Source organism: Streptomyces sp. NPDC016677, assembly GCF_055562815.1.
The window spans coordinates 116,300-137,133 of the sequence record NZ_JBVHEO010000020.1 but is presented as its reverse complement, the minus strand read 5'-3'; the positions used below and the strand labels follow the sequence as shown (position 1 = coordinate 137,133).

Annotated in this window: 18 protein-coding genes and 1 rRNA gene; 15 read left to right on the top strand and 4 right to left on the bottom strand. The window is 73.2% G+C overall.

Features of this window, described 5'->3' with window-relative positions; all coding sequences use genetic code 11:
- The first annotated feature begins 175 nt into the window (after positions 1-175).
- The 3 genes from rrf to ACZ3IG_RS33490 all read left to right on the top strand — a co-directional run bounded on the left by rrf (position 176) and on the right by ACZ3IG_RS33490 (position 2,243).
- A 5S ribosomal RNA gene (gene rrf / locus ACZ3IG_RS33500) occupies positions 176-292 on the top strand.
- Between the two features lie 152 nt (positions 293-444).
- A complete protein-coding gene (locus ACZ3IG_RS33495) occupies positions 445-1,602 on the top strand; it encodes a hypothetical protein (protein WP_467436822.1) in 1,158 nt (385 codons plus the stop codon).
- A complete protein-coding gene (locus tag ACZ3IG_RS33490; protein WP_467436833.1) occupies positions 1,494-2,243 on the top strand; it encodes a tetratricopeptide repeat protein in 750 nt (249 codons plus the stop codon). Before ACZ3IG_RS33495 ends, ACZ3IG_RS33490 begins: the two co-directional genes overlap by 109 nt.
- Before the next feature lie 70 nt (positions 2,244-2,313).
- Here the strand turns inward: ACZ3IG_RS33490 and ACZ3IG_RS33485 are convergent, their stop codons facing one another.
- Entirely contained in the window at positions 2,314-3,603 is a 1,290-nt protein-coding gene (locus ACZ3IG_RS33485) for a DUF1015 family protein (RefSeq protein WP_467436820.1), read from the bottom strand.
- A gap of 92 nt (positions 3,604-3,695) precedes the next feature.
- Here ACZ3IG_RS33485 and ACZ3IG_RS33480 point away from each other — a divergent pair, with 92 nt between their 5' ends.
- From ACZ3IG_RS33480 to ACZ3IG_RS33465, 4 genes are all read left to right on the top strand, one after another.
- A complete protein-coding gene (locus tag ACZ3IG_RS33480) occupies positions 3,696-4,727 on the top strand; it encodes an HAD hydrolase-like protein (RefSeq protein ID WP_467436819.1) in 1,032 nt (343 codons plus the stop codon).
- A gap of 79 nt (positions 4,728-4,806) precedes the next feature.
- Positions 4,807-5,850 (top strand): FecCD family ABC transporter permease, encoded by a 1,044-nt coding sequence (locus tag ACZ3IG_RS33475; RefSeq protein WP_467436818.1) that lies wholly within the window; start codon positions 4,807-4,809, stop codon positions 5,848-5,850.
- A 71-nt stretch (positions 5,851-5,921) separates the two neighbouring features.
- Positions 5,922-6,941 carry a FecCD family ABC transporter permease gene (locus ACZ3IG_RS33470; protein ID WP_467436816.1) on the top strand — a complete coding sequence of 340 codons (1,020 nt, stop codon included), beginning with the start codon at positions 5,922-5,924 and terminating at the stop codon, positions 6,939-6,941.
- The gene (locus ACZ3IG_RS33465; RefSeq protein WP_467436815.1) at positions 6,938-7,810 is read left to right on the top strand and encodes an ABC transporter ATP-binding protein; all 873 of its coding nucleotides are present in this window, start codon (positions 6,938-6,940) and stop codon (positions 7,808-7,810) included. The genes ACZ3IG_RS33470 and ACZ3IG_RS33465 overlap by 4 nt, the downstream gene beginning before the upstream one ends.
- On the opposite strand, the gene ACZ3IG_RS33460 is transcribed toward ACZ3IG_RS33465, so the two are convergent.
- On the bottom strand, positions 7,794-8,141 hold the full coding sequence (locus tag ACZ3IG_RS33460; RefSeq protein ID WP_403544536.1) for an SCP2 sterol-binding domain-containing protein: 348 nt from the start codon (positions 8,139-8,141) through the stop codon (positions 7,794-7,796). The two genes, ACZ3IG_RS33465 and ACZ3IG_RS33460, sit on opposite strands and share 17 nt — an antisense overlap.
- A 41-nt stretch (positions 8,142-8,182) precedes the next feature.
- Here ACZ3IG_RS33460 and ACZ3IG_RS33455 point away from each other — a divergent pair, with 41 nt between their 5' ends.
- The 6 genes from ACZ3IG_RS33455 (at position 8,183) to ACZ3IG_RS33430 (ending at position 14,167) form a co-directional block, all read left to right on the top strand.
- On the top strand, positions 8,183-8,446 hold the full coding sequence (locus ACZ3IG_RS33455) for a hypothetical protein (protein ID WP_467436813.1): 264 nt from the start codon (positions 8,183-8,185) through the stop codon (positions 8,444-8,446).
- Positions 8,447-8,453: 7 nt separating this feature from the next.
- Complete coding sequence (locus tag ACZ3IG_RS33450) at positions 8,454-9,269, top strand: TlyA family RNA methyltransferase (RefSeq protein WP_467436812.1); 816 nt, start codon at positions 8,454-8,456, stop codon at positions 9,267-9,269.
- Positions 9,266-10,171 carry an NAD kinase gene (locus ACZ3IG_RS33445; protein ID WP_467436810.1) on the top strand — a complete coding sequence of 302 codons (906 nt, stop codon included), beginning with the start codon at positions 9,266-9,268 and terminating at the stop codon, positions 10,169-10,171. Before ACZ3IG_RS33450 ends, ACZ3IG_RS33445 begins: the two co-directional genes overlap by 4 nt.
- Before the next feature lie 154 nt (positions 10,172-10,325).
- Entirely contained in the window at positions 10,326-12,044 is a 1,719-nt protein-coding gene (gene recN / locus ACZ3IG_RS33440; protein WP_467436832.1) for a DNA repair protein RecN, read from the top strand.
- 25 nt (positions 12,045-12,069) lie between these two features.
- On the top strand, positions 12,070-12,840 hold the full coding sequence (locus ACZ3IG_RS33435; RefSeq protein ID WP_467436809.1) for a hypothetical protein: 771 nt from the start codon (positions 12,070-12,072) through the stop codon (positions 12,838-12,840).
- 184 nt (positions 12,841-13,024) lie between these two features.
- The gene (locus ACZ3IG_RS33430) at positions 13,025-14,167 is read left to right on the top strand and encodes a glycosyltransferase family 4 protein (protein WP_467436808.1); all 1,143 of its coding nucleotides are present in this window, start codon (positions 13,025-13,027) and stop codon (positions 14,165-14,167) included.
- 6 nt (positions 14,168-14,173) lie between these two features.
- Here the strand turns inward: ACZ3IG_RS33430 and ACZ3IG_RS33425 are convergent, their stop codons facing one another.
- Both ACZ3IG_RS33425 and ACZ3IG_RS33420 read right to left on the bottom strand, forming a co-directional pair.
- Positions 14,174-15,799, bottom strand: a complete 1,626-nt coding sequence (locus ACZ3IG_RS33425; RefSeq protein WP_467436806.1) for a PucR family transcriptional regulator — start codon at positions 15,797-15,799, stop codon at positions 14,174-14,176.
- Between the two features lie 38 nt (positions 15,800-15,837).
- A complete protein-coding gene (locus ACZ3IG_RS33420) occupies positions 15,838-17,640 on the bottom strand; it encodes a glycoside hydrolase family 15 protein (RefSeq protein WP_467436805.1) in 1,803 nt (600 codons plus the stop codon).
- Between the two features lie 532 nt (positions 17,641-18,172).
- On the opposite strand from ACZ3IG_RS33420, the gene ACZ3IG_RS33415 reads away from it, so the two are divergent.
- Both ACZ3IG_RS33415 and ACZ3IG_RS33410 read left to right on the top strand, forming a co-directional pair.
- Positions 18,173-19,840, top strand: a complete 1,668-nt coding sequence (locus tag ACZ3IG_RS33415; RefSeq protein WP_467436831.1) for a CTP synthase — start codon at positions 18,173-18,175, stop codon at positions 19,838-19,840.
- An 82-nt stretch (positions 19,841-19,922) separates the two neighbouring features.
- On the top strand, positions 19,923-20,549 hold the full coding sequence (locus ACZ3IG_RS33410) for an NUDIX domain-containing protein (RefSeq protein ID WP_467436804.1): 627 nt from the start codon (positions 19,923-19,925) through the stop codon (positions 20,547-20,549).
- Positions 20,550-20,834 lie beyond the last annotated feature (285 nt).

The window sequence follows — 20,834 nt, the reverse complement described above, 5'->3', positions numbered from 1 at the left end:
GTTGATAGGCCAGATATGGAAGCCTGGTAACGGGTGGAGTTGACTGGTACTAATAGGCCGAGGGCTTGTCCTCAGTTGCTCGCGTCCACTGTGTTAGTTCTGAGGCAACGACCGTTGCCGGTTTGAGCAGAACAACAAGTAAAGAGTGTGCTTGTTCGCTCGAAACCATTAGGGTTTCGGTGGTCATAGCGTAGGGGAAACGCCCGGTTACATTTCGAACCCGGAAGCTAAGCCTTACAGCGCCGATGGTACTGCAGGGGGGACCCTGTGGGAGAGTAGGACGCCGCCGAACAATCTTTGGAAGGACCCCTGGTCCCAGCGTTCAGCTGGGACCAGGGGTCCTTTTGTTTTTACAATGCTTGCAGTACCTAAGACAGGAGTCACCGATGGCCACCAACTCTCCCGACGACCGACCGGAGCGCGACCAGCGGCGACGGGACAGTGGTGACCGCGGAGATCGGGGCGGTTTCCGTCGCGACAGCGGTCGTGGTGGTCCCGTGCGTCGTGACGGGGACCGTGGAGGTTTCCGCCGGGACGACCGACGTGACGACCGGCGCGATGACCGACGTGACGACCGGCGCGACGACCGGGATCGTGGGCCGCGGCGGGACGATCGTGGGGACCGTCCGTCGTTCCGGCGTGATGACGACCGTGGTGGGTTCCGTCGGGACGACAACCGCGGTGGCGGCTACGGCCGGCGTGACGACCGGCGGGACGATCGCCGCGACGGCAGTCGGCGTGAGGACGGTCGCGGCGGTGGCTACGGGCGTCGTGACGACCGGGATCGTGGGCCGCGGCGGGATGACCGTGGGGACCGTCCGTCGTTCCGGCGTGATGACGACCGTGGTGGGTTCCGTCGGGACGACAACCGCGGGGGCGGCTACGGCCGGCGTGACGACCGGCGAAGTGATGATCGTGGCCCGCGCGGCGGCTTCCGCCGTGACGACCGGCCGGACTTCCGTCGGGACGACCGCCGCGATGACCGGCGTGACGACCGCCGCGATGACCGGCGTGACGACCGCAGGGATGATCGCCGTGACAGTCGGCCGGACTTCCGGCGCGATGACCGGCGGGACAGCCGGCGTGACGACCGGCCGGACTTCCGTCGTGATGATCGCCGGGATGACCGACGGGACGATCGCCGGGATGACCGGCGTGACGACCGGCGGGACGGTGACCGTGGTGGGTACCCCCGGCGAGACGACCGGGACCGTGGATTCCGGGGGCGTGACGAGCGGCGGGGTGACGATCGTGGAGACCGCGGTGGTTTCCGCCGGGATGACCGGCGTGACGACCGGCGGGACGACCGTGGTGGGTTCCGGGGTCGGGACGACCGTGGTGGCCGGGGCGGGCCCCGGCGCGACGACCGGGGTGGCCGGCCCGGTGGTTTCCGGGGTGGTCGGGACGGCCGGGACAGTCGTGACAGTCGTGACGACCGGCGTGGCGGCGGAGGCCGTTTCCGTGACGACCGGGACCGCGAGCCGATCAAGCGGCTGCCGATTCCCGAGGACGTCACGGGCCAGGAGATCGACAAGGACGTACGGCAGGAGCTGCAGAGCCTGCCGAAGACGCTCGCGGACGATGTCGCCAGGAACCTGGTGATGGTGGCCCGGCTCATCGACGAGGACCCCGAGGGCGCGTACGGGTACTCCAGGGTGGCGCTGCGGCTGGCGTCGCGCGTGGCCGCCGTACGGGAGGCCGCCGGATTCGCGGCGTACGCGAACCAGAAGTACTCGGAGGCCCTGGCCGAGTTCCGGGCCGCGCGGCGGATGACCGGCACCGTGGACCTGTGGCCGGTCATGGCCGACTGTGAGCGCGGGCTCGGGCGGCCGGAGAAGGCGCTGGACATGGCCGGTGCCCCCGAGGTGCACAAGCTGGACAAGGCCGGGCAGGTCGAGATGCGGCTCGTCGCGGCCGGGGCCCGGCGGGACATGGGGCAGCTGGACGCGGCGATCGTGACGCTGCAGAGCCCCGAGCTGGCCTCCAGCTCCGTACAGCCGTGGACCCCGCGGCTGCGGTACGCGTACGCCGACGCGCTGCTTGCCGCCGGTCGTGAGGACGAGGCGCGGGAGTGGTTCGCCAAGACCGTGGAGTCCGACCGGGACGGCAGCACGGACGCCTCCGACCGGCTGGCGGAGCTGGACGGAGTGGACTTCGTGGACGCCCTCGACGAGAGCGAGGGCGAGGGCGAGGCTGAGAGCGAGGCCGGCGGCGACAGTGCGCGTGAGCGTGACGAGGACTGAACCGTCGTGACATGAGTGAGGGGCGGGACCGGGAACGGTCCCGCCCCTCACTCATGTCCGGGGATTGCCGTCACAGGTCCAGTGTGCGCAGGACCAGGCCCGACGCCGGCTTCGGGCCGAACGACGTCGACTTGCGGGGCATCGTGACGCCCTGGCGGGCCAGGTCGCGGACGACCTCCTCGCGGACCGGGTGCAGCAGGACGGCCGTACCGCCGTCGCGTTCCGCCTTCTCGACGGTGGCGGCCGTGTCGTGGATGTAGGAGATGTGGGCCGCGGAGTCCTCGGGGACGTGCCAGAGGTGGGCGAGGAGCGTGGAGTGCAGGACGGTCGCGTCCAGGGTGCGCCAGGCCTCGGGGCGGTCGGCGGGGACCGTGCGGGCCAGCAGCTCGGGGTCCGGGCGGTCCACCAGGTGGAAGGCGCCGTCGCCGGCGAGCAGGAAGGCGTTGCCCCCCTCGGCCGCTTCCGCCAGCGTGGCCAGGGCCTCGTCCAGCGGGGCGTCGACGCGGCTGACGTGGAAGTGGCCCTTGAGGGCGGTCAGGGCGTCCCCGACCGGCAGGTCGTGCAGCAGACGGTGGATGGCGCGGACGCGGAGCGGGTAGCGGGCGGTGTCGACCAGGAGGACCAGGCCGTAGTCCCAGGGGCTGGGGGAGGGGTGCTCGGCGCGGAGGCCGTGGTAGGTCGCCCAGCGGTGGTGGCCGTCGGCGATGAGCGCCTGGTGGCGGGAGAGGTCGGAGCGGACCTGGGCGATCTCCTCGGGGTCGGTGATCGACCACAGGCGGTGGCGGTAGCCGTCCTCCGTGGTGGTGGCCAGCAGCGGGGGGCGTTCGGCGGCGCGTTCCACGGTCGTGCTCGTGGGGGTCGTGCCGTCGCCGCGGTAGGTCAGCAGGAGGGGTTCGAAGTTGGCGGAGGTGGCCCGCATCAGGGCCGCGCGTTCGGCGACGACGTGGTGCATGACGTCCTCGTGCGGCAGCACCGACCGGTCCCCCGGCTCCGGGAGGCGCAGGGCGCCGATGACGCCGCGTTGCAGGTGGCCGTCGTCGGCGCGCTGCTCGTAGACGTACAGGCCGGGCTCGGGGTCGGGGGTCAGGATGCCCTCGGCGAGCCATCGGCGCAGGGTGCGGGCCGCTTGTTCGTCACGGGCGGTGGGGGTGGCGGCCTGCGGGAGGATCAGGCGGACGATGTTGTACGGGTCCGCCGACTCCAGGTGGAGCAGGCCGTCGGGGCGGACCACGACGTCGTAGGGAGGAGATGTCACGGCGGCCAGGCTGCCGACCCGGTCGGGGTCGTAGCGGAGACCTCGGAACGGGGTGAGTTCCAGGCCCCGGTGCGCCGTCGCTTCCGAGTGACCTGCGGTATCCATCCCGGCATCGTACGTGTGTCAGTGGCATGGGGGATGATCGGGGAAAGACGGATGAGCGGGAATGACGCGGCGACGACGAGGAGCGATGTGTGATGAGCCGGAGCGTCCGGACCAGGCCCGAGGGCAGTGGGCAGGCCCTGAGCGAGGCGTACGACACGGCGCTGCTCGACCTCGACGGGGTGGTGTACGCGGGCGGTGAGGCGATCGTCCACGCCGTCGAGTCGCTGGCCACGGCGCGCGGGGGCGGGATGCAGCTGGCGTACGTCACGAACAACGCGCTGCGGACGCCGGACGCGGTGGCCGCGCATCTGACGGAGCTGGGGATCGCCGCCGAGGCGTCGGACGTGATCACCTCCGCGCAGGCGGTGGCGCGGCTGGTCGCCGAGCAGGTCCCGTCGGGGGCGCGGGTGCTGGTGATCGGCGGGGAGGGGCTGCGGGTCGCGTTGCGCGAGCGGGGTCTCGAACCGGTGGAGTCGGCCGACGACGATCCTGTGGCGGTCGTGCAGGGGTACGGCGGGCCCGAGCTGCCGTGGGGGCGGTTCGCGGAGGCCTGCTACGCCATCGCGCGGGGCGTGCCCTGGTACGCGTCCAACACCGACCTGACGATTCCCGGCGCGCGGGGGATCGCGCCGGGCAACGGAGCCGCGGTGGAGGTCGTCCGGATAGCCACCGGTGCCGAGCCGCAGGTCGCGGGCAAGCCGCTGCCGCCGATGCACCGGGAGACGATCCTGCGTACGGGCGCCGAGCGGCCGTTGGTGGTGGGGGACCGGCTGGACACCGACATCGAGGGTGCCTTCGGCGGTGACGTCGACTCGCTGCTCGTGCTGACCGGGGTCACGGACGGCCGGCAGTTGCTCGCCGCGCCGCCGCACCACCGGCCGACCTATGTGGACGCCGACCTGCGCGGGCTGCTCACCGGACAGCCGGAGGTCACGGACGCGGACGGCGGCGGCTTCCGGTGCGGGGGCTGGACGGCGAAGGCGGGCGAGGAGCGGCTGGAGCTGGACGGGGAGGGGGAGGCCCTGGACGGGCTGCGCGCGCTGTGCGCGGCGGCGTGGACGGCGGCCGGGGACGGCACCTGCGCGCTGGACGCGGAGAAGGCGCTGGCCCGGCTGGGGTTGTGAGGTCCGGGCAGGAGCGTCGGCGGCCGGCGTCGGCGGCTCGGAGATCGTGCCGAATAGGAGGGTAGGCTAACCTAACCGGGTGTTGGTCGACAGTCCCCCCGAAGCGCGCGCCGAGACCGTTGCCGCGCCCCCGGACCGCCGGGTGATCCGTGCCGCCGGGCTGCTGGTCTCCCTGGCGATCCTGGTGTGTGTCGCGGTGGCGAGCATCGCCGTCGGTGCCAAGGACCTGTCCCTGGCGCAGGTCTGGCACGGCCTGTTCGAAGACTCGGGTTCGTACGGTGACGTGGTGGTCGGCGAGCGGCTGTCACGGACCGTGCTCGGGCTGCTCGCCGGTGCCGCGCTCGGCCTCTCCGGGGCCGTTCTCCAGGCCCTCACCCGCAACCCGCTCGCCGACCCCGGCCTGCTCGGTATCAACGCGGGAGCCTCCGCCGCCGTCGTCACCGCCGTCACCTTCCTCGGCGTCACCTCGCTGAGCGGGTACGTCTGGTTCGCCTTCCTCGGCGCGGCGGCGGTCGGGGCGCTGGTCTGGTTCCTGGGCGGCAGCCGGGGCGCGACGCCGGTGCGGCTGGCGCTGGCCGGCACCGCGATCAGCGCCGCGCTCTACGGCTACCTCCAGGCCGTGATGATCACCGACGAGGCGGCGCTGGGCACGATGCGCTTCTGGACGGTCGGTTCGCTGTCCTCGGCGGACGACACGACCATCACCCAGGTCCTGCCGTTCTTCGCCGTCGGCACGGTGCTGGCCCTGGCGCTCGCCCGGCCGCTGAACGCGATGGAGATGGGCGACGACACCGCCCGGTCCCTCGGCGCCAACCTGACCCGCACCCGGGCGCTGGCGATGCTCGCCGCGACCGTGCTGTGCGGGGCCGCCACCGCCGCCTGCGGTCCGATCGTCTTCGTCGGCCTGATGGTGCCGCACGTCGTGCGGTCCTTCACCGGCCCCGACCTGCGCTGGATCCTGCCGTACGCCACGGTCCTGTCGCCCGTGCTGCTGCTCGGCGCCGATGTCCTCGGCCGGATCGTCGCCCGGCCCTCGGAGCTTCAAGTGGGCATCGTGACCGCGGTGCTCGGCGGCCCGGTCTTCATCTTTCTCGTACGACGGCGGAGGACGGCCCAGCTGTGAAGACCCCCGCGAAGACAGCCCGTACCGCCGGTGCCGCACGTACCGCACGTACCGCACGTGCCGTTCGTGCCGTGCGCACCGCCGGCGGGCTCTCGGTCCGGCTGGACGTCAGGTCGCTGACCGTCGTCGTCCTGCTGTTGGCCGCCGCGCTCGCCGCGAGCGTCGTGCTGATCGGCACCGGTGACTTCCCGATCCCGGCCGGCGATGTGCTGCGCACGCTGTTCGGGGACGGCACCGCGGGCCAGGAGTTCATCGTCCGGGAGCTGCGGCTGCCGCGCGTGCTGGTGGGGCTGCTGGTCGGCGCCTCGCTCGGGCTGGGCGGCGCGCTGTTCCAGGCCATCTCCCGCAACCCGCTGGGCAGTCCGGACGTGCTCGGGCTCGGGCAGGGCGCGACGGCCGGCGCGCTGATCACGATCGTGCTGTTCTCCGGGAGCGCCGCCCAGGTCACCTTCGGGGCGCTGGTGGGCGGTCTGGTGACCGGGTTCGGTATCTACGTGCTCGCCTGGAAGCGGGGTGTGCACGGGTACCGGCTGGTCCTGGTCGGTATCGGGGTGGCCGCGATGGTCACGGCGGTCAACGGCTATCTGATGACCCGGGCCGACATCGTGGACGCCTCCCGTGCCGTGATCTGGATGACCGGCAGCCTCGACGGCCGGGACTGGGAGCAGGTCTGGCCGCTGCTGGCCCTGTGCCTCGTCCTCGTACCGCCGGCCCTGGCCCAGGGGCGCGGGCTGCGGATGATGGAGATGGGCGACGACGTCTCGTACGCCCTCGGGGTGCGGGTCGAGCGCGTACGGATGCTGCTGCTGGTGGTCGCCGTGCTGCTCACCGCCGCCGCCACGGCCGCCGCCGGGCCGGTCGCCTTCGTCGCGCTCACCGCGCCGCAGCTCGCCCGCCGGCTCACCCGCGCGCCCGGCCCCAACCTGCTGCCGTCGCTGTGCATGGGCGCCGCCCTGCTGGTCACCGCCGACTGGATCTCGCAGCGGACCTTCGGCGCCGACCAGCTCCCGGTGGGCGTGGTCACCGGCGTGCTCGGCGGCGTCTACCTGCTGTGGCTGCTGGTCACCGAGCGCAAGGCGGGCCGGATATGAGTACGCGAACCCGCCCCGGCGTCACCAGCGGGCTGAACAACCGAAGGAGCAACGTGAACCGCCTGTCCGCCGAGAACGTCACCCTCGCCTACGACCAGCGCGTCATCGCCGAGCAGTTGTCGGTGGAGATACCCGACAACTCGTTCACGGTGATCGTCGGCCCCAACGCGTGCGGCAAGTCGACGCTGCTGCGCGCCCTGTCGCGGATGCTCAAGCCCAGCGACGGCCGGGTCCTCCTCGACGGGCAGGTCATCCAGTCGATGCCCGCCAAGCAGGTGGCCCGCACCCTCGGTCTGCTGCCCCAGTCGTCGATCGCGCCCGACGGCATCACCGTCGGCGACCTGGTCGGCCGGGGCCGCTACCCGCACCAGGGCCTGCTGCGCCAGTGGTCCACCGAGGACGAGCGGGTCGTACAGGAGTCCATGGCGCAGACCGGGGTGGCCGAGCTGGCCGACCGGTACGTCGACGAACTCTCCGGCGGTCAGCGCCAGCGCGTCTGGATCGCCATGGCGCTCGCCCAGCAGACCCCGCTGCTGCTGCTCGACGAGCCGACGACGTACCTGGACATCCAGCACCAGATCGACGTCCTCGACCTCTGTGCCGACCTGCACGAGGAGCAGGGCCGTACGCTCGTCGCCGTGCTGCACGACCTCAACCACGCGGCCCGGTACGCCACCCACCTCATCGCGCTGCGCGACGGTCGGGTGATCGCCGAGGGCGCGCCGAAGGACATCGTCACGGCCGAGCTGGTCGAGAAGGTCTTCGGGATGCGCTGTCAGGTGATCGACGACCCGGAGACAGGGACGCCGCTGGTGGTGCCGGCCGCGCGCAAGGCGCGTGAGCGGGTCGCGGTCACAGAAGCTTCCTGAGGCGGAACAGGTCGCGCAGGCCCGCCTCCAGCTTCACCCGCCCCGAGCCCCACGCCTTGGCGAAGTTCAGCTCGCCGTCGACCAGCGCGACCAGGTCGTCGCCGGTCATGGCCAGTCTGATCTCCGCCTTCCGGGGCGGGGGGCCGGTGAGGGTCTCGCGCACGTCGATCCCGCCGTCCGCCATGCGGCCGGCGAAGGTGACGTCCAGGTCCGTGATGTGGCAGCTCACCGAACGGTCCAGTTCGGTGGCGGCCCGCACGTCGCCCTCCGCGCCCCGCATGTTCTCCGAAAGCTTTTCGAGTGCCGCGCGGCACTCCTCGATCGTCGCCATCGCACCGACCGTACCCCAGCGGCTCGGGGTAGCGTCGGGGCATGAGCGACGCAGTCCCGGAGCCGGAAGCACCGGCCGAGCGCACCCCGGCCGCGCCCGCCCCCCTGGAGGTCCCCCGCGCCGTCACGGGCGACGCCGGTACGGACGTCCTGCTGGAGCGGCTGGCCGACGTGGACCACCTGCCCACCGACGGGCACCTGGAGGTGTACGAGGATGTACACCGGGGGCTGCGCGACGCGCTCACCGCGCTCGACGCCCGCCCGGGACCTCCGGCGCCCCCGTCCCCGTATGGCAGTAGGAGCTGAACCGAACGTGGCAGGAGTCGCACGTCGCCGTCTCGACGCGGAGCTGGTCCGGCGGAAGCTCGCGCGCTCGCGTGAGCACGCCGGGCAGCTGATCGCCGCGGGGCGGGTCACCGTCGGCAGGACCGTGGCGACCAAGTCCGCCACGCAGGTGGAGACCGCGGCGGCGATCGTCGTCGCGCGGGACGACAGCGACCCCGACTACGTCTCCCGGGGCGGCCACAAGCTCGCGGGCGCGCTGGCGGCGTTCGTACCGCTGGGGCTGGTGGTCGAGGGGCGGCGGGCCCTCGACGCCGGGGCGTCGACCGGCGGCTTCACCGATGTGCTCCTGCGGGCGGGCGCCGCGCACGTGGTCGCCGTGGACGTCGGCTACGGGCAGCTCGCCTGGTCGCTGCAGAGCGATGAACGGGTCACCGTCAAGGACCGTACCAATGTGCGTGAGCTGACGCTGGACGCGATCGACGGGGTGCCTGTGGATCTTGTGGTGGGGGATCTGTCCTTCATCCCGCTCGGGCTGGTGCTGCCCGCCCTGGTGCGGTGCGCGGCGCCGGACGCCGACCTGGTGATGATGGTGAAACCGCAGTTCGAGGTGGGCAGGGAACGGCTGGGCAGCGGGGGAGTCGTACGGAGTCCCGAGCTGCGGGCGGAGGCCGTGCGGGGGGTGGCGGGCAGGGCGTGGGAGCTGGGGCTCGGGGTGGAAGGTGTCACCGCGAGTCCGCTGCCCGGTCCCTCCGGCAATGTCGAGTACTTTCTGTGGCTGCGGGCCGGGGCCGACCCACTGGACCCGGCCGACGTCGATCGTGCAGTGGCGGAGGGGCCGCGTTGACACAGAACCGAGCTCGTACTGTTTTCCTGCTGGCGCACACCGGGCGGCCCGCCGCCGTGCGCAGCGCCGAACTGGTGGTGAAGGGGCTGTTGCAGGCCGGGCTCGGGGTGCGCGTCCTGGAGGCCGAGGCGTGCGATCTGCCGCTGCCCGGCGAGGTGCAGCTGGTCAAGGAGGCCACGCCGCAGTGCCTGGACGGGTGCGAGCTGCTGATCGTCCTGGGGGGTGACGGCACGCTGCTGCGGGGCGCCGAGTTCGCGCGGGCGTCCGGGGTGCCGATGCTCGGCGTCAACCTGGGGCGGGTCGGGTTCCTCGCGGAGGCCGAGCGGGACGACCTGGACAAGGTCGTCGACCGGGTGGTCAGCCGGGCGTACGAGGTCGAGGAGCGGATGACCGTCGACGTCGTCGTGCACCGCAACGGCGACATCGTGCACACCGACTGGGCGCTGAACGAGGCGGCCGTGCAGAAGGCCGGCGCGGAGAAGCTGCTGGAAGTGGTGCTGGAGGTCGACGGGCGGCCGGTGACCGGGTTCGGGTGCGACGGGGTCGTGCTGGCGACGCCGACCGGGTCGACGGCGTACGCGTTCTCGGCCGGGGGGCCGGTGGTGTGGCCGGAGGTGGAGGCGCTGCTGATGGTGCCGATCAGCGCGCACGCGCTGTTCGCGAAGCCGTTGGTGACGTCGCCCGATTCGGTGCTGGCGGTGGAGGTCCTGCCGCACATTCCGCCGGGGGTGCTGTGGTGCGACGGGCGGCGGACGGTGGAGTTGCCGGCCGGGGCGCGGGTGGAGGTGCGGCGGGGGGCGGTGCCGGTGCGGCTGGCCCGGCTGCATCACGCGTCGTTCACCGATCGGCTGGTGGCCAAGTTCGCGTTGCCGGTTTCCGGGTGGCGGGGGGCGCCGCACTGACGGCTACTCGATGGGGTGGTTCGGTTCGGTGCCGGGTGCGGGTGGGTTGTGGCTGGTCGCGCAGTTCCCCGCGCCCCTGGGGACGTGCACTCGCCGGGGTGACATGTGCGCTCGGGCGCCTGGACCTCGTAAGGTCGTGTCCGTGTTGGAGGAGATGCGGATACGGTCGCTCGGCGTGATCGACGATGCCGTCGTCGAGCTGTCGCCCGGGTTCACCGCCGTCACCGGTGAGACGGGCGCGGGCAAGACCATGGTGGTCACCAGCCTGGGCCTGCTGCTGGGCGGACGGGCGGACCCGGCGCTGGTTCGGATCGGTGCCAAGAACGCGGTGGTCGAGGGACGGGTCACCGTGCCCCCGGACGCCAAGGCCGCCGTCCGGGCCGAGGAGGCCGGGGCCGAGCTGGACGACGGGGCGCTGCTGATCAGCCGTACCGTGTCGGCGGAAGGGCGGTCGCGGGCGCACCTGGGCGGGCGGTCGGTGCCCGTCGGGGTGCTGGCCGAACTCGCCGACGAACTGGTCGCCGTGCACGGGCAGACCGACCAGCAGGGGCTGCTGAAGCAGGCCCGGCAGCGGCAGGCGCTCGACCGGTACGCCGGGGACGCGGTCGCCGTGCCGCTGGCCAAGTACGCGGAGGCGTACCGGAGGCTGCGAGCCGTCGCCACGGAGCTGGAAGAGATCATCACGCGCGCGCGTGAGCGGGCTCAGGAAGCCGACCTGCTGCGGTTCGGGCTGGACGAGATCGCCGCCGTCGAGCCGCGCGCCGGTGAGGACGTGGAGCTGGCGGAGGAGGCGGAGCGGCTGGGCAACGCCGAGGCGCTGGCGTCGGCCGCCACCGCCGCGCACGCCGCGCTCGCGGGCAACCCGGAGGACCCCGAGGGGGTCGACGCGGCGACGCTCGTGGCGGGCTCTCAGCGGGCGCTGGACGCCGTACGGTCGCACGACCCGGCGCTGGCCGGCCTCGCCGACCGCATCGGCGAGGTCGGCATCCTGCTGCGCGACGTGGCCGGTGAGCTGGCCGGGTACGCCGACGACCTGGACGCCGATCCGCTGCGGCTGGCTGCCGTGGAGGAGCGGCGGGCCGCGATCAACGGGCTGACCCGGAAGTACGGCGAGGACGTCGCCGCGGTGCTGGCCTGGGCCGAGCGGAGCGCGGCGCGGCTGACCGAACTGGACGGCGACGACGAGCGGATCGAGGAGCTGACCGTCGAGCGGGACGCGTTGAGGGACGAACTGGGCGCGCTGGCGCAGGCGTTGACGGACGCCCGGACGGAGGCCGCGGACCGGTTCGCCGCCGCCGTCACCGCCGAGCTGGCGTCGCTCGCGATGCCGCACGCGCGCGTGTCGTTCGAGATCCGGCAGACCGAGGACCCCGAGGGCGTGGAGGTCGGCGGGCGGACGGTCGCCTACGGGCCGTCCGGCGCCGACGAGGTCGAGCTGCTGCTCGCCCCGCACCCGGGGGCGCCGCCGCGGCCCATCGCCAAGGGCGCGTCCGGCGGTGAGCTGTCGCGGGTGATGCTGGCCGTGGAGGTGGTGTTCGCGGGTACCGATCCGGTGCCGACGTACCTCTTCGACGAGGTCGACGCCGGGGTCGGCGGCAAGGCGGCGGTCGAGATCGGGCGGCGGCTGGCGAAGCTCGCCAAGAGCGCGCAGGTCGTGGTCGTCACGCATCTGCCGCAGGTGGCGGCCTTCGCCGACCGGCAGCTGCTGGTGGAGAAGACCAACGACGGGTCGGTGACCCGGTCGGGCGTGAAGGCGCTGGAGGGCGAGGAGCGGGTGCGGGAGCTGTCCCGGATGCTCGCCGGGCAGGAGGACTCGGAGACCGCGCGGGCGCACGCCGAGGAACTGCTGGCCACCGCCCGCGCCGATCTGTAGCGGCGGGCGGCCGTAGGGTGAGCGCGTGATCGACCGCGCTCCCCGGACCCGTTCCCGACGACAGGCCCTGGCCCTCGCCGCCGCGCTCACCCGGGCCGGCGCGACCGTGCTGCGCGCCACCGCGCCGGGCGGACGGAAGCACTGGACGCGGACGAATCACGCCGGGCGCGCGGTCGGGCTGTACGCCGGGCCCGCGTCCGCCGTCGCGGCGGCGCTGGCGGCGGGACGGGTCAGGCCCGCCGCCGGGTTCGCGGTGCTGGCCGCCGGGGTCTGCGGGGCGTACGACGACGTGGCCGGGGCGGGGGACGGCCGGCGCGGCTTCCGGGCGCACCTGTCGGCCCTGCGGGGCGGTGAGGTCACCAGCGGGGCGGTGAAGCTGTTCGGGATCGGTGCGGCCGGGCTCGTCGCGGGCGCGGTGCTCAAGGAACGGCCGCTGGACAAGGTGCTGGCCGGGGTGGTCGTCGCCGGGGCCGCGCACTTCGTCAACCTCGTCGACGTACGCCCGGGACGGGCCGCCGGGGCCGTGCTGGCGTTCGGTGTACCGGGGCTGCTGAAGCGGGGCGCCGCCGCGGAACTGGCCGCCGCCGCGACGGGGGCCGCCGCGGCCGTGCTCCCCGACGACCTCCGGGAGCGCGAGATGCTCGGCGACACCGGGGCGCACGCGCTGGGCGCGGCGCTCGGCGCCGCCGTCGTGGCGGGGAACACACGGGCGGGCCTGGTGGCGCACGCCGTGGCCGTCGTGGCGGCGGCGGTGTACGGGGAGCGGGTCAGCGCCTGGGCACGGTCACTCGTGTGAGTGACTGAGGGTGCCGCGTTGCCTCGGCGTCAGCGAGCCCGCCGAGCGCCGCCGGTCCCGGAACACCCGTACGTCCTGGCATCCTTGACGCAGTACGCGCGGAGACCGCGCGGCGTGCTCCTCCGCTCCACCCTTCGGTACTTTCTCCGTGAACGCCCGCCGCAGAACCAGGAGCCCCGGCCACGTGACCCCCGCGAGCAGCCACGTCCCGCACGGCCAGTCCCCGCTGCGCACCGTGCAGGTGCTGGGCGGGGGCAACGCCGGCAGCAGCGCGCATGTGCGCTCCCTGACCGCGGGGCTGGTGGCACGGGGCGTGAAGGTCACGGTGTGCGCCCCCGCCGAGGCCGAGCGCCGCTACGACTTCACCGGGGCCGGCGCCGACCACGTGGACGTGGCGCGCAGCAGCGACCCGGTCTCGGTCGCCGGACTGCGCGCCGCCTGTGCCGGTGCCGATCTGGTGCACGCGCACGGTCTGCACGCCTCCTTCCGGGCCGTGCTCGCCCTCGGCGGGCGCCGCGTCCACACCCCGCTCGTGGCCACCTGGCACGACCGCGTCCACGCCGAGGGCCCGCGGGCGCAGCTGCTGTGGGTCCTGGAGCGGCGGGTGACCAAGGCCGCCACGGTGGTCCTGGGGACCACCCCGGGACTGGTGGACCACGCGCGGCGCAGCGGTGCCCGGGACGCCCGGCTGGCCGCCGTCGCGCTGCTCGGCCCGCGCCCGCCCGCCGATCCCGAGGAGGCCGACCTGCGGCGCCCCAAGATCCGTGCCGAACTGGGCGCCACCGGGCGCCCGTTGCTGATCGCGATCGGCGCGCTGGAACGCCGGCGGGGGTACGAGGTGCTGTTCGACGCCGCGCGGGTGTGGCGCGACCTGGACCCGGAGCCGCTGGTCGTCGTCGCCGGGGAGGGGTCCTTGCGGCCCGCGCTGCAACGGCGGATCGAGGAGGAGGAACTGCCGGTGGTCCTCGTCGGCCGCCGGGACGATGTCGCCGACCTGCTCGCCGCGGCCGACCTGGCGCTGCTGCCGGGCCGCCACGAGACGGCTTCCGTACTGGCCCGGGAGGCCCTGCACGCGCGCGTGCCGCTGGTCGCCGGGGACATCGACGACGTACGGGAACTCGTGGGCGAGGCCGCCGAGTTGGTCCCGTCCGGGGACTCGGGGGCGTTCGCCGACGCGGTCGTGCGGCTGCTCGGCGATCCCGGGCGGCGCGAGTCGCTGCGGGACGTCGGGGCGCGGCAGGCGGCCGGCTGGCCGACCGAGGACGAGACGGTCGCCCAGGTGCTGAGCGTGTACGACGAGCTGACGCAGCCTCGGCCGTTGCTCTGAGGCCCGTCAGGACACGTGCCGGCGGGCGCGCAGGGCAAGGCTCAGGGCCAGTACCGTCTGCGGGTCGTCGAGGTCGGTGCCGAGCAACTCCTCGATGCGGGCCAGCCGGTTGTAGAGCGTCTGCCGGTTGAGGTGGAGGTCGCGGGCGGTCTCCGCCTTGCGGCCCGCGTGCGCCAGATACGCCTCCAGGGTCGGCAGCAGCGGCGGCCGGGAGCGGGCGTCGTGGTCGCGCAGCGGGCCGATCGCGCGGTCCACGAAGGCCGCCAGGTCCGGATGGTCGCGCAGCCGCCACAGCAGCAGCTCGGTGTCGAGGCGGCGGGCGTCGTACCAGGGGCGGTCCGGCAGACCCTGTGCCGCGGCCGCCGTCTCCGCGGTGTGCCGCAGCCCGGCCGGCACCTGGGCCCAGTCGCAGGGCACCCCGACGACCACGACCGGCGGCCGGGTGCCCGGCCGCCGCGGGGCGCCCCGTTCCGCGCCCGCCCGCAGCGCCGCCGCGACCCGGTCGGCGAGGGCCGGCCGTTCCGCCTCCGCACGCGGGGCGAGCAGCAGCGGGACCCGGCCCTCGACCGGCCGCACCCCCAGCAGGACGGGCACCCCGAGCGACGCCAGCTCCTCGGCGAGCGCGCGGGCCAGCACCGCCCAGCCGCCGTCGGCGGGGGAGAGGGCGTCGCCCAGCCGCATCACCACGGGCAGCAGCGGACCGTCGCCGGGCCGGAAGCCCAGGACGCGGGCCTGCGCCGGGGCGTCGGCGGCGGCGATCCGGCCCTCGGCGAGGTCGGTGAGGAAGTCACCGCGCCCGCGCGCCGCCAGCTCCTCCTCCTGGCGGGCCTGCATCAGCACCAGGGCGAGGACGTCCGCCGCCCGCTCCGCCGCCATCCGGTGCACCGGCGCCGGCGCGGACCGGACCGGCAGCAGGACCAGCCGGGCCCGCACCGAGCCGGTGCCGGGGCCGCCGCCGGGTACGTCGACCAGGACCGAGCCGGCCGGGGGCGGGGCGTCCTTGCGCGGGCCGCGCAGCCCCTCCCAGACCTGGAGCGGTTCGGTGCCCTCGGGGCCCGCCCCGGCGGCGTACAGCAGCCGGCCGTCGGGGGTCTCCAGGAACACCGGGTTGCCCGCGAAGCCCGCCAGGACGTCCAGCACCTGGGGCACCCCGCCGCCGCCGAGCAGCGCCTCGGTGCAGCGGCGGTGCACCTCCTCGGCGCGGCGCAGCAGCGCGTAGTGGCCGTTGACGATCTCGGTGTGGACCTCCTCGGTGACCGCCACGAACGGCACCTCGCGGTGCAGCTGGACCAGCGGCAGCCCCGCCGCGCGGGCGGTGTCGACGACGGCGGCGGGCAGCCGGGCCAGCCGCGGGCCCAGCTCCACCACCAGCGCCGCGATGCCGCGCTCGGCGAGGGTGCGGACGAACGCCCGCTGGTCGGCGGAGCGGACCCCGAAGCCGTAGCCGGTGGTCAGCAGCAGCTCGCCGCCCTTGAGCAGCGAGGCGATGTTGGGCACCTCACCGGCGTGCGCCCAGCGCACGGTGCGGCCCAGCCGGTCGGCGCCGGTGACCACCTCGGGCAGCCCGGAGCGCAGTCCGGGCAGCTCCAGCGCGCGCCGCACGGTGATCCCGGTGCCCTCGCCCACGTCCATGGCCGGACGCTACCCCGGCCCGCCGTCCGTCCCCGAGGTCAGCCCCCGTACGCCCCCGAGGCCGTCAGCCGCAGGGCCGTGTCGATCAGGGGGACGTGGCTGAACGCCTGCGGGAAGTTGCCCACCTGGCGCTTGAGGCGCGGGTCCCACTCCTCGGCCAGCAGACCGAGGTCGTTGCGGAGCGAGAGCAGCTTCTCGAACAGCTTCCGCGCCTCGTCGACGCGGCCGATCATCGCCAGGTCGTCGGCCATCCAGAACGAGCAGGCCAGGAAGGCGCCCTCGTCACCGGGGAGGCCGTCGACGCCCTCGTCCTCGCCGTCGGTCGGGTAGCGCAGGATGAAGCCGTCGGAGGTGGACAGCTCGCGCTGGATCGCCTCGACGGTGCCGATGACGCGCTTGTCGTCCGGCGGCAGGAAGCCCACCTGCGGGATCAGCAGCAGGGACGCGTCCAGCTCGCGCGAGCCGTAGGACTGCGTGAACGTGTTGCGTTCCTTGTCGTAGCCCTTCTCGCACACGTCCCGGTGGATGTCGTCGCGCAGTTCCTTCCAGCGTTCCAGCGGGCCGTCGGCGTCGCCGGACTCGATGAGCTTGATGGTGCGGTCCACCGCGACCCAGGCCATCACCTTGGAGTGCACGAAGTGGCGGCGCGGGCCGCGCACCTCCCAGATGCCCTCGTCCGGCTCGTTCCAGTGGTCCTCCAGGTAGCGGATCAGCTTGAGCTGGAGGACGGAGGCGTAGTCGTTGCGGGCCAGGCCCGTCATGTGGGCCAGATGCAGGGCCTCGGTGACCTCGCCGTACACGTCGAGCTGGAGCTGGTGGGCGGCGCCGTTGCCGACCCGGACCGGGCCGGAGTTCTCGTACCCGGGCAGCCAGTCCAGCTCGGCCTCGCCCAGCTCGCGCTCGCCCGCGATGCCGTACATGATCTGCAGGTTCTCCGGGTCGCCCGCGACCGCCCGCAGCAGCCACTCGCGCCAGGCGCGGGCCTCCTCGCGGTAGCCGGTGCGCAGCAGCGAGGACAGGGTGATCGCCGCGTCGCGCAGCCAGGTGTAGCGGTAGTCCCAGTTGCGGACACCGCCGATGTCCTCCGGCAGGGAGGTGGTGGGCGCCGCGACGATGCCGCCGGTGGGGGCGTAGGTCAGGGCCTTCAGCGTGATCAGGGAGCGGATCACGGCCTCGCGGTAGGGGCCGTGGTACGTACAGTGCTCGACCCATTCGCGCCAGAAGTCCTCGGTCGCCGTCAGCGACTGCTCCGGCTCCGGCAGCGGCGGCGGCTGCTTGTGCGAGGGCTCCCAGGAGATGGTGAACGCGATCCGGTCACCCGGCGCGACCGTGAAGTCCGCGTACGTGGTCAGGTCCTTGCCGTAGGTCTCGGCCTCCGTGTCGAACCACACCGAGTCCGGGCCCGCGACGGCCACCGTGCGGCCCTCGTGCTTGTGCACCCACGGCACCACCCGGCCGTAGCTGAAGCGCATCCGCAGCTCCGAGCGCATCGGCACCCGGCCCGAGACGCCCTCCACGATCCGGATCAGCTGCGGGGCGCCGTCGCGGGGCGGCATGAAATCGGTCACCCGGACCGTGCCGCGCGGGGTGTCCCACTCGGATTCGAGGATCAGCGAGTCGCCGCGGTAGCCGCGCCGGACGGCGGCCGGGGGCTCGGCGTCGGCCGCGTGGGCCGGTCCGAGCCGCCAGAATCCGTGCTCCTCCGTGCCCAGCAGACCGGCGAAGATGGCATGGGAGTCGAAACGGGGCAGGCACAGCCAGTCGACTGTGCCGTCCCGGCAGACCAGCGCGGCGGTCTGCATGTCTCCGATGAGTGCGTAGTCTTCGATGCGCCCGGCCACGTGCAACTCCAGTCGAACGGCCACGTCACCCCGCAAGGGGGTTGTCGCTTGGTGCGGTCAAGGGGTGGATGTCATGCGTCGTTGATCGATGAAGCAAAGCAGTCGCCCGGGCCTGAAGCCAAACTCTGTGGCCCTGGACGCCAATTGTTGTTCAACGAACTGACGAGCTCTCGTTGTTCCGGTGCGTACGGGCGAGGGGTGGTGCCGTGACGCCGGCCGGGCTCGGCAGTGAAGGTCCGAGCAGGATACGACGCACGTAGACGGTCTGTGCGCAGCTCCCGGCAACCCGGCTCGGCCGAACGAGTGAGCGGTCGGCGAGCGGGGCGGACAGCGCGTTCCCCCATGTCCGGACGTGTCCGGACGTGCGCGGAGCGTGGCCGGAAGCCATCGCTCTCCAGCGCTGTTACGCTGGTAGCCCGTGGACCGGTGGGAACGAAACCCCCGAACCGCAGCGACGGCACCACCCCCGGACACCTCCGGCGGACCGCCGTATCGCACCCCAGACCGCGACCACGGGAGCCCCCTCTTGGCCATGCCGCCCGCCGCATTTCGATCCGGCACAGCTTCGACGACCAAGCACATCTTCGTCACCGGGGGTGTCGCCTCCTCTCTCGGCAAGGGGCTGACCGCCTCCAGCCTCGGCATGCTGCTCAAGGCCCGGGGTCTGCGCGTCGTGATGCAGAAGCTCGACCCCTACCTCAACGTCGACCCTGGCACGATGAACCCGTTCCAGCACGGTGAGGTCTTCGTCACCAACGACGGCGCGGAGACCGACCTGGACATCGGCCACTACGAGCGGTTCCTCGACCGCGACCTCGACGGCTCGGCCAACGTGACCACCGGCCAGGTGTACTCGACCGTGATCGCCAAGGAGCGGCGCGGCGAGTACCTCGGTGACACGGTGCAGGTCATCCCGCACATCACCAATGAGATCAAGCACCGTATCCGCCGCATGGCGACCGACGAGGTCGACGTCGTGATCACCGAGGTCGGCGGCACGGTCGGTGACATCGAGTCGCTGCCGTTCCTGGAGACCGTCCGCCAGGTCCGCCACGAGGTGGGCCGGGACAACGTCTTCGTGGTGCACATCTCGCTGCTGCCCTACATCGGCCCCTCCGGCGAGCTGAAGACCAAGCCGACGCAGCACAGCGTCGCCGCGCTGCGCAACATCGGTATCCAGCCGGACGCCATCGTGCTGCGCTGCGACCGCGAGGTGCCGACCGCGATCAAGCGCAAGATCTCGCTGATGTGCGACGTCGACGAGGCCGCGGTCGTCGCCTGCCCGGACGCCCGTTCGATCTACGACATCCCCAAGGTCGTGCACGCCGAGGGCCTGGACGCCTACGTCGTCCGCAAGCTGGACCTGCCGTTCCGCGACGTGGACTGGACGACCTGGGACGACCTGCTGGAGCGCGTCCACAAGCCCGAGCACGAGATCGTCATGGCGCTGGTCGGCAAGTACATCGACCTGCCCGACGCCTACCTCTCGGTCACCGAGGCGCTGCGCGCCGGCGGCTTCGCCAACCGGGCCCGCGTCAAGATCAAGTGGGTCACCTCCGACGACTGCAAGACCCCGGCCGGCGCCCAGGCGCAGCTCGGTGACGTCGACGCCATCTGCATCCCGGGCGGCTTCGGCGACCGCGGCGTGCTCGGCAAGGTCGGCGCGATCAAGTACGCCCGCGAGAACAGGATCCCGCTGCTCGGCCTCTGCCTGGGCCTGCAGTGCATCGTGGTCGAGGCCGCGCGCAACCTGGCCGGCATCGGGGACGCCAACTCCACCGAGTTCGACCCCGCCACCGCCCACCCGGTCATCTCCACCATGGCCGAGCAGCTCGACATCGTGGCCGGCGAGGGCGACATGGGCGGCACCATGCGGCTCGGCATGTACCCGGCGAAGCTGGCCGAGGGGTCCATCGTGCGCGAGGTGTACGACGGCAAGGAGTACGTCGAGGAGCGCCACCGCCACCGCTACGAGGTGAACAACGCCTACCGCGCGGAGCTGGAGAAGAAGGCCGGCATCGTCTTCTCGGGCACCTCCCCGGACGGCAAGCTCGTCGAGTACGTCGAGTACCCGCGCGAGATCCACCCGTACCTGGTCGCCACCCAGGCCCACCCGGAGCTGCGCTCGCGCCCGACGCGCCCGCACCCGCTCTTCGCGGGGCTGGTCAAGGCGGCCGTCGAGCGGAAGACCGCGAAGTAACACGACAGTTGTACGGTGGCCGGGGCACGCCCTTCGAACGGGGCGGGCCCCGGCTTTCGCGTACGTCTGGGAGGACAAGGGCATGACCATCAAGGACACCCCCGAGGAGTGGGAGATCCGGAAGACGGACACCCCTTTCCGCGGCAACAAGACCTCGGTCCGCACGGACGAGGTGGTCATGCCCGACGGCACCGTCGTCACCCGTGACTACCAGGTCCACCCCGGCTCCGTCGCCGTGCTCGCCCTGGACGACGAGGGGCGGGTCGTGGTCCTGCGTCAGTACCGCCACCCGGTGCGCCACAAGCTGTGGGAGATCCCGGCCGGGCTGCTCGACGTCCCCGGCGAGAACCCGCTGCACGCCGCCCAGCGCGAGCTGTACGAGGAAGCGCACGTCAAGGCCGAGGACTGGCGGGTGCTGACCGACGTCTACACCACCGCCGGCGGCTGCGACGAGGCGGTACGGATCTTCCTCGCCCGGGAGCTGTCGGAGGCCGAGGGCGAGCGCTTCCAGGTCGAGGACGAGGAGGCCGACATGGAGCTGGCGCGGGTGCCGGTGGCCGACCTGGTCCGGGGGGTCCTCGCCGGCGAGCTGCACAACAACTGCCTCGTGGTGGGCGTGCTCTCGCTGGTCGCCGCGCGGGAGGGAGACGGGCTGGACGCGCTGCGGCCCGCCCAGGCGCCCTGGCCCGCACGTCCGTTCGAAGCCTGAGTGGCTACTTCAGCTGATGTGACGATCTGCTGATCCGATTGGGCGATCTTGCCGCCCCGCTCCCGCCGGAACCCGCCGGAGCCTGAACTAGGCTCGGAAAACGCCCGAACCGGGAGTTCCGGCGGGCACCGGTGCGCGGTGGGATCGGGAGTGTGGCCCGTGACGGATCAGGCGGTGGACACGGACGGCGTGCGGCTGGACGGCGCGCGGTCGGACGGGATGCGGTCCGACGGGGCGCGATCCGACGGAGTGCGGCCGGACGGCGCGCGGTCGGACGAGGGGTGG

What these genes read in the sequence shown, in the direction of transcription:
- ACZ3IG_RS33410 (WP_467436804.1), top strand. Translation starts at nt 19,923, where the DNA reads ATGACCATCAAGGACACCCCCGAGGAGTGGGAGATCCGGAAGACGGAC.
- ACZ3IG_RS33480 (WP_467436819.1), top strand. Translation starts at nt 3,696, where the DNA reads ATGAGCCGGAGCGTCCGGACCAGGCCCGAGGGCAGTGGGCAGGCCCTG.
- ACZ3IG_RS33460 (WP_403544536.1), bottom strand. Translation starts at nt 8,141, where the DNA reads ATGGCGACGATCGAGGAGTGCCGCGCGGCACTCGAAAAGCTTTCGGAG.
- ACZ3IG_RS33415 (WP_467436831.1), top strand. Translation starts at nt 18,173, where the DNA reads ATGCCGCCCGCCGCATTTCGATCCGGCACAGCTTCGACGACCAAGCAC.
- ACZ3IG_RS33455 (WP_467436813.1), top strand. Translation starts at nt 8,183, where the DNA reads ATGAGCGACGCAGTCCCGGAGCCGGAAGCACCGGCCGAGCGCACCCCG.
- ACZ3IG_RS33425 (WP_467436806.1), bottom strand. Translation starts at nt 15,799, where the DNA reads ATGGACGTGGGCGAGGGCACCGGGATCACCGTGCGGCGCGCGCTGGAG.
- ACZ3IG_RS33485 (WP_467436820.1), bottom strand. Translation starts at nt 3,603, where the DNA reads ATGGATACCGCAGGTCACTCGGAAGCGACGGCGCACCGGGGCCTGGAA.
- ACZ3IG_RS33465 (WP_467436815.1), top strand. Translation starts at nt 6,938, where the DNA reads ATGAGTACGCGAACCCGCCCCGGCGTCACCAGCGGGCTGAACAACCGA.
- recN (WP_467436832.1), top strand. Translation starts at nt 10,326, where the DNA reads ATGCGGATACGGTCGCTCGGCGTGATCGACGATGCCGTCGTCGAGCTG.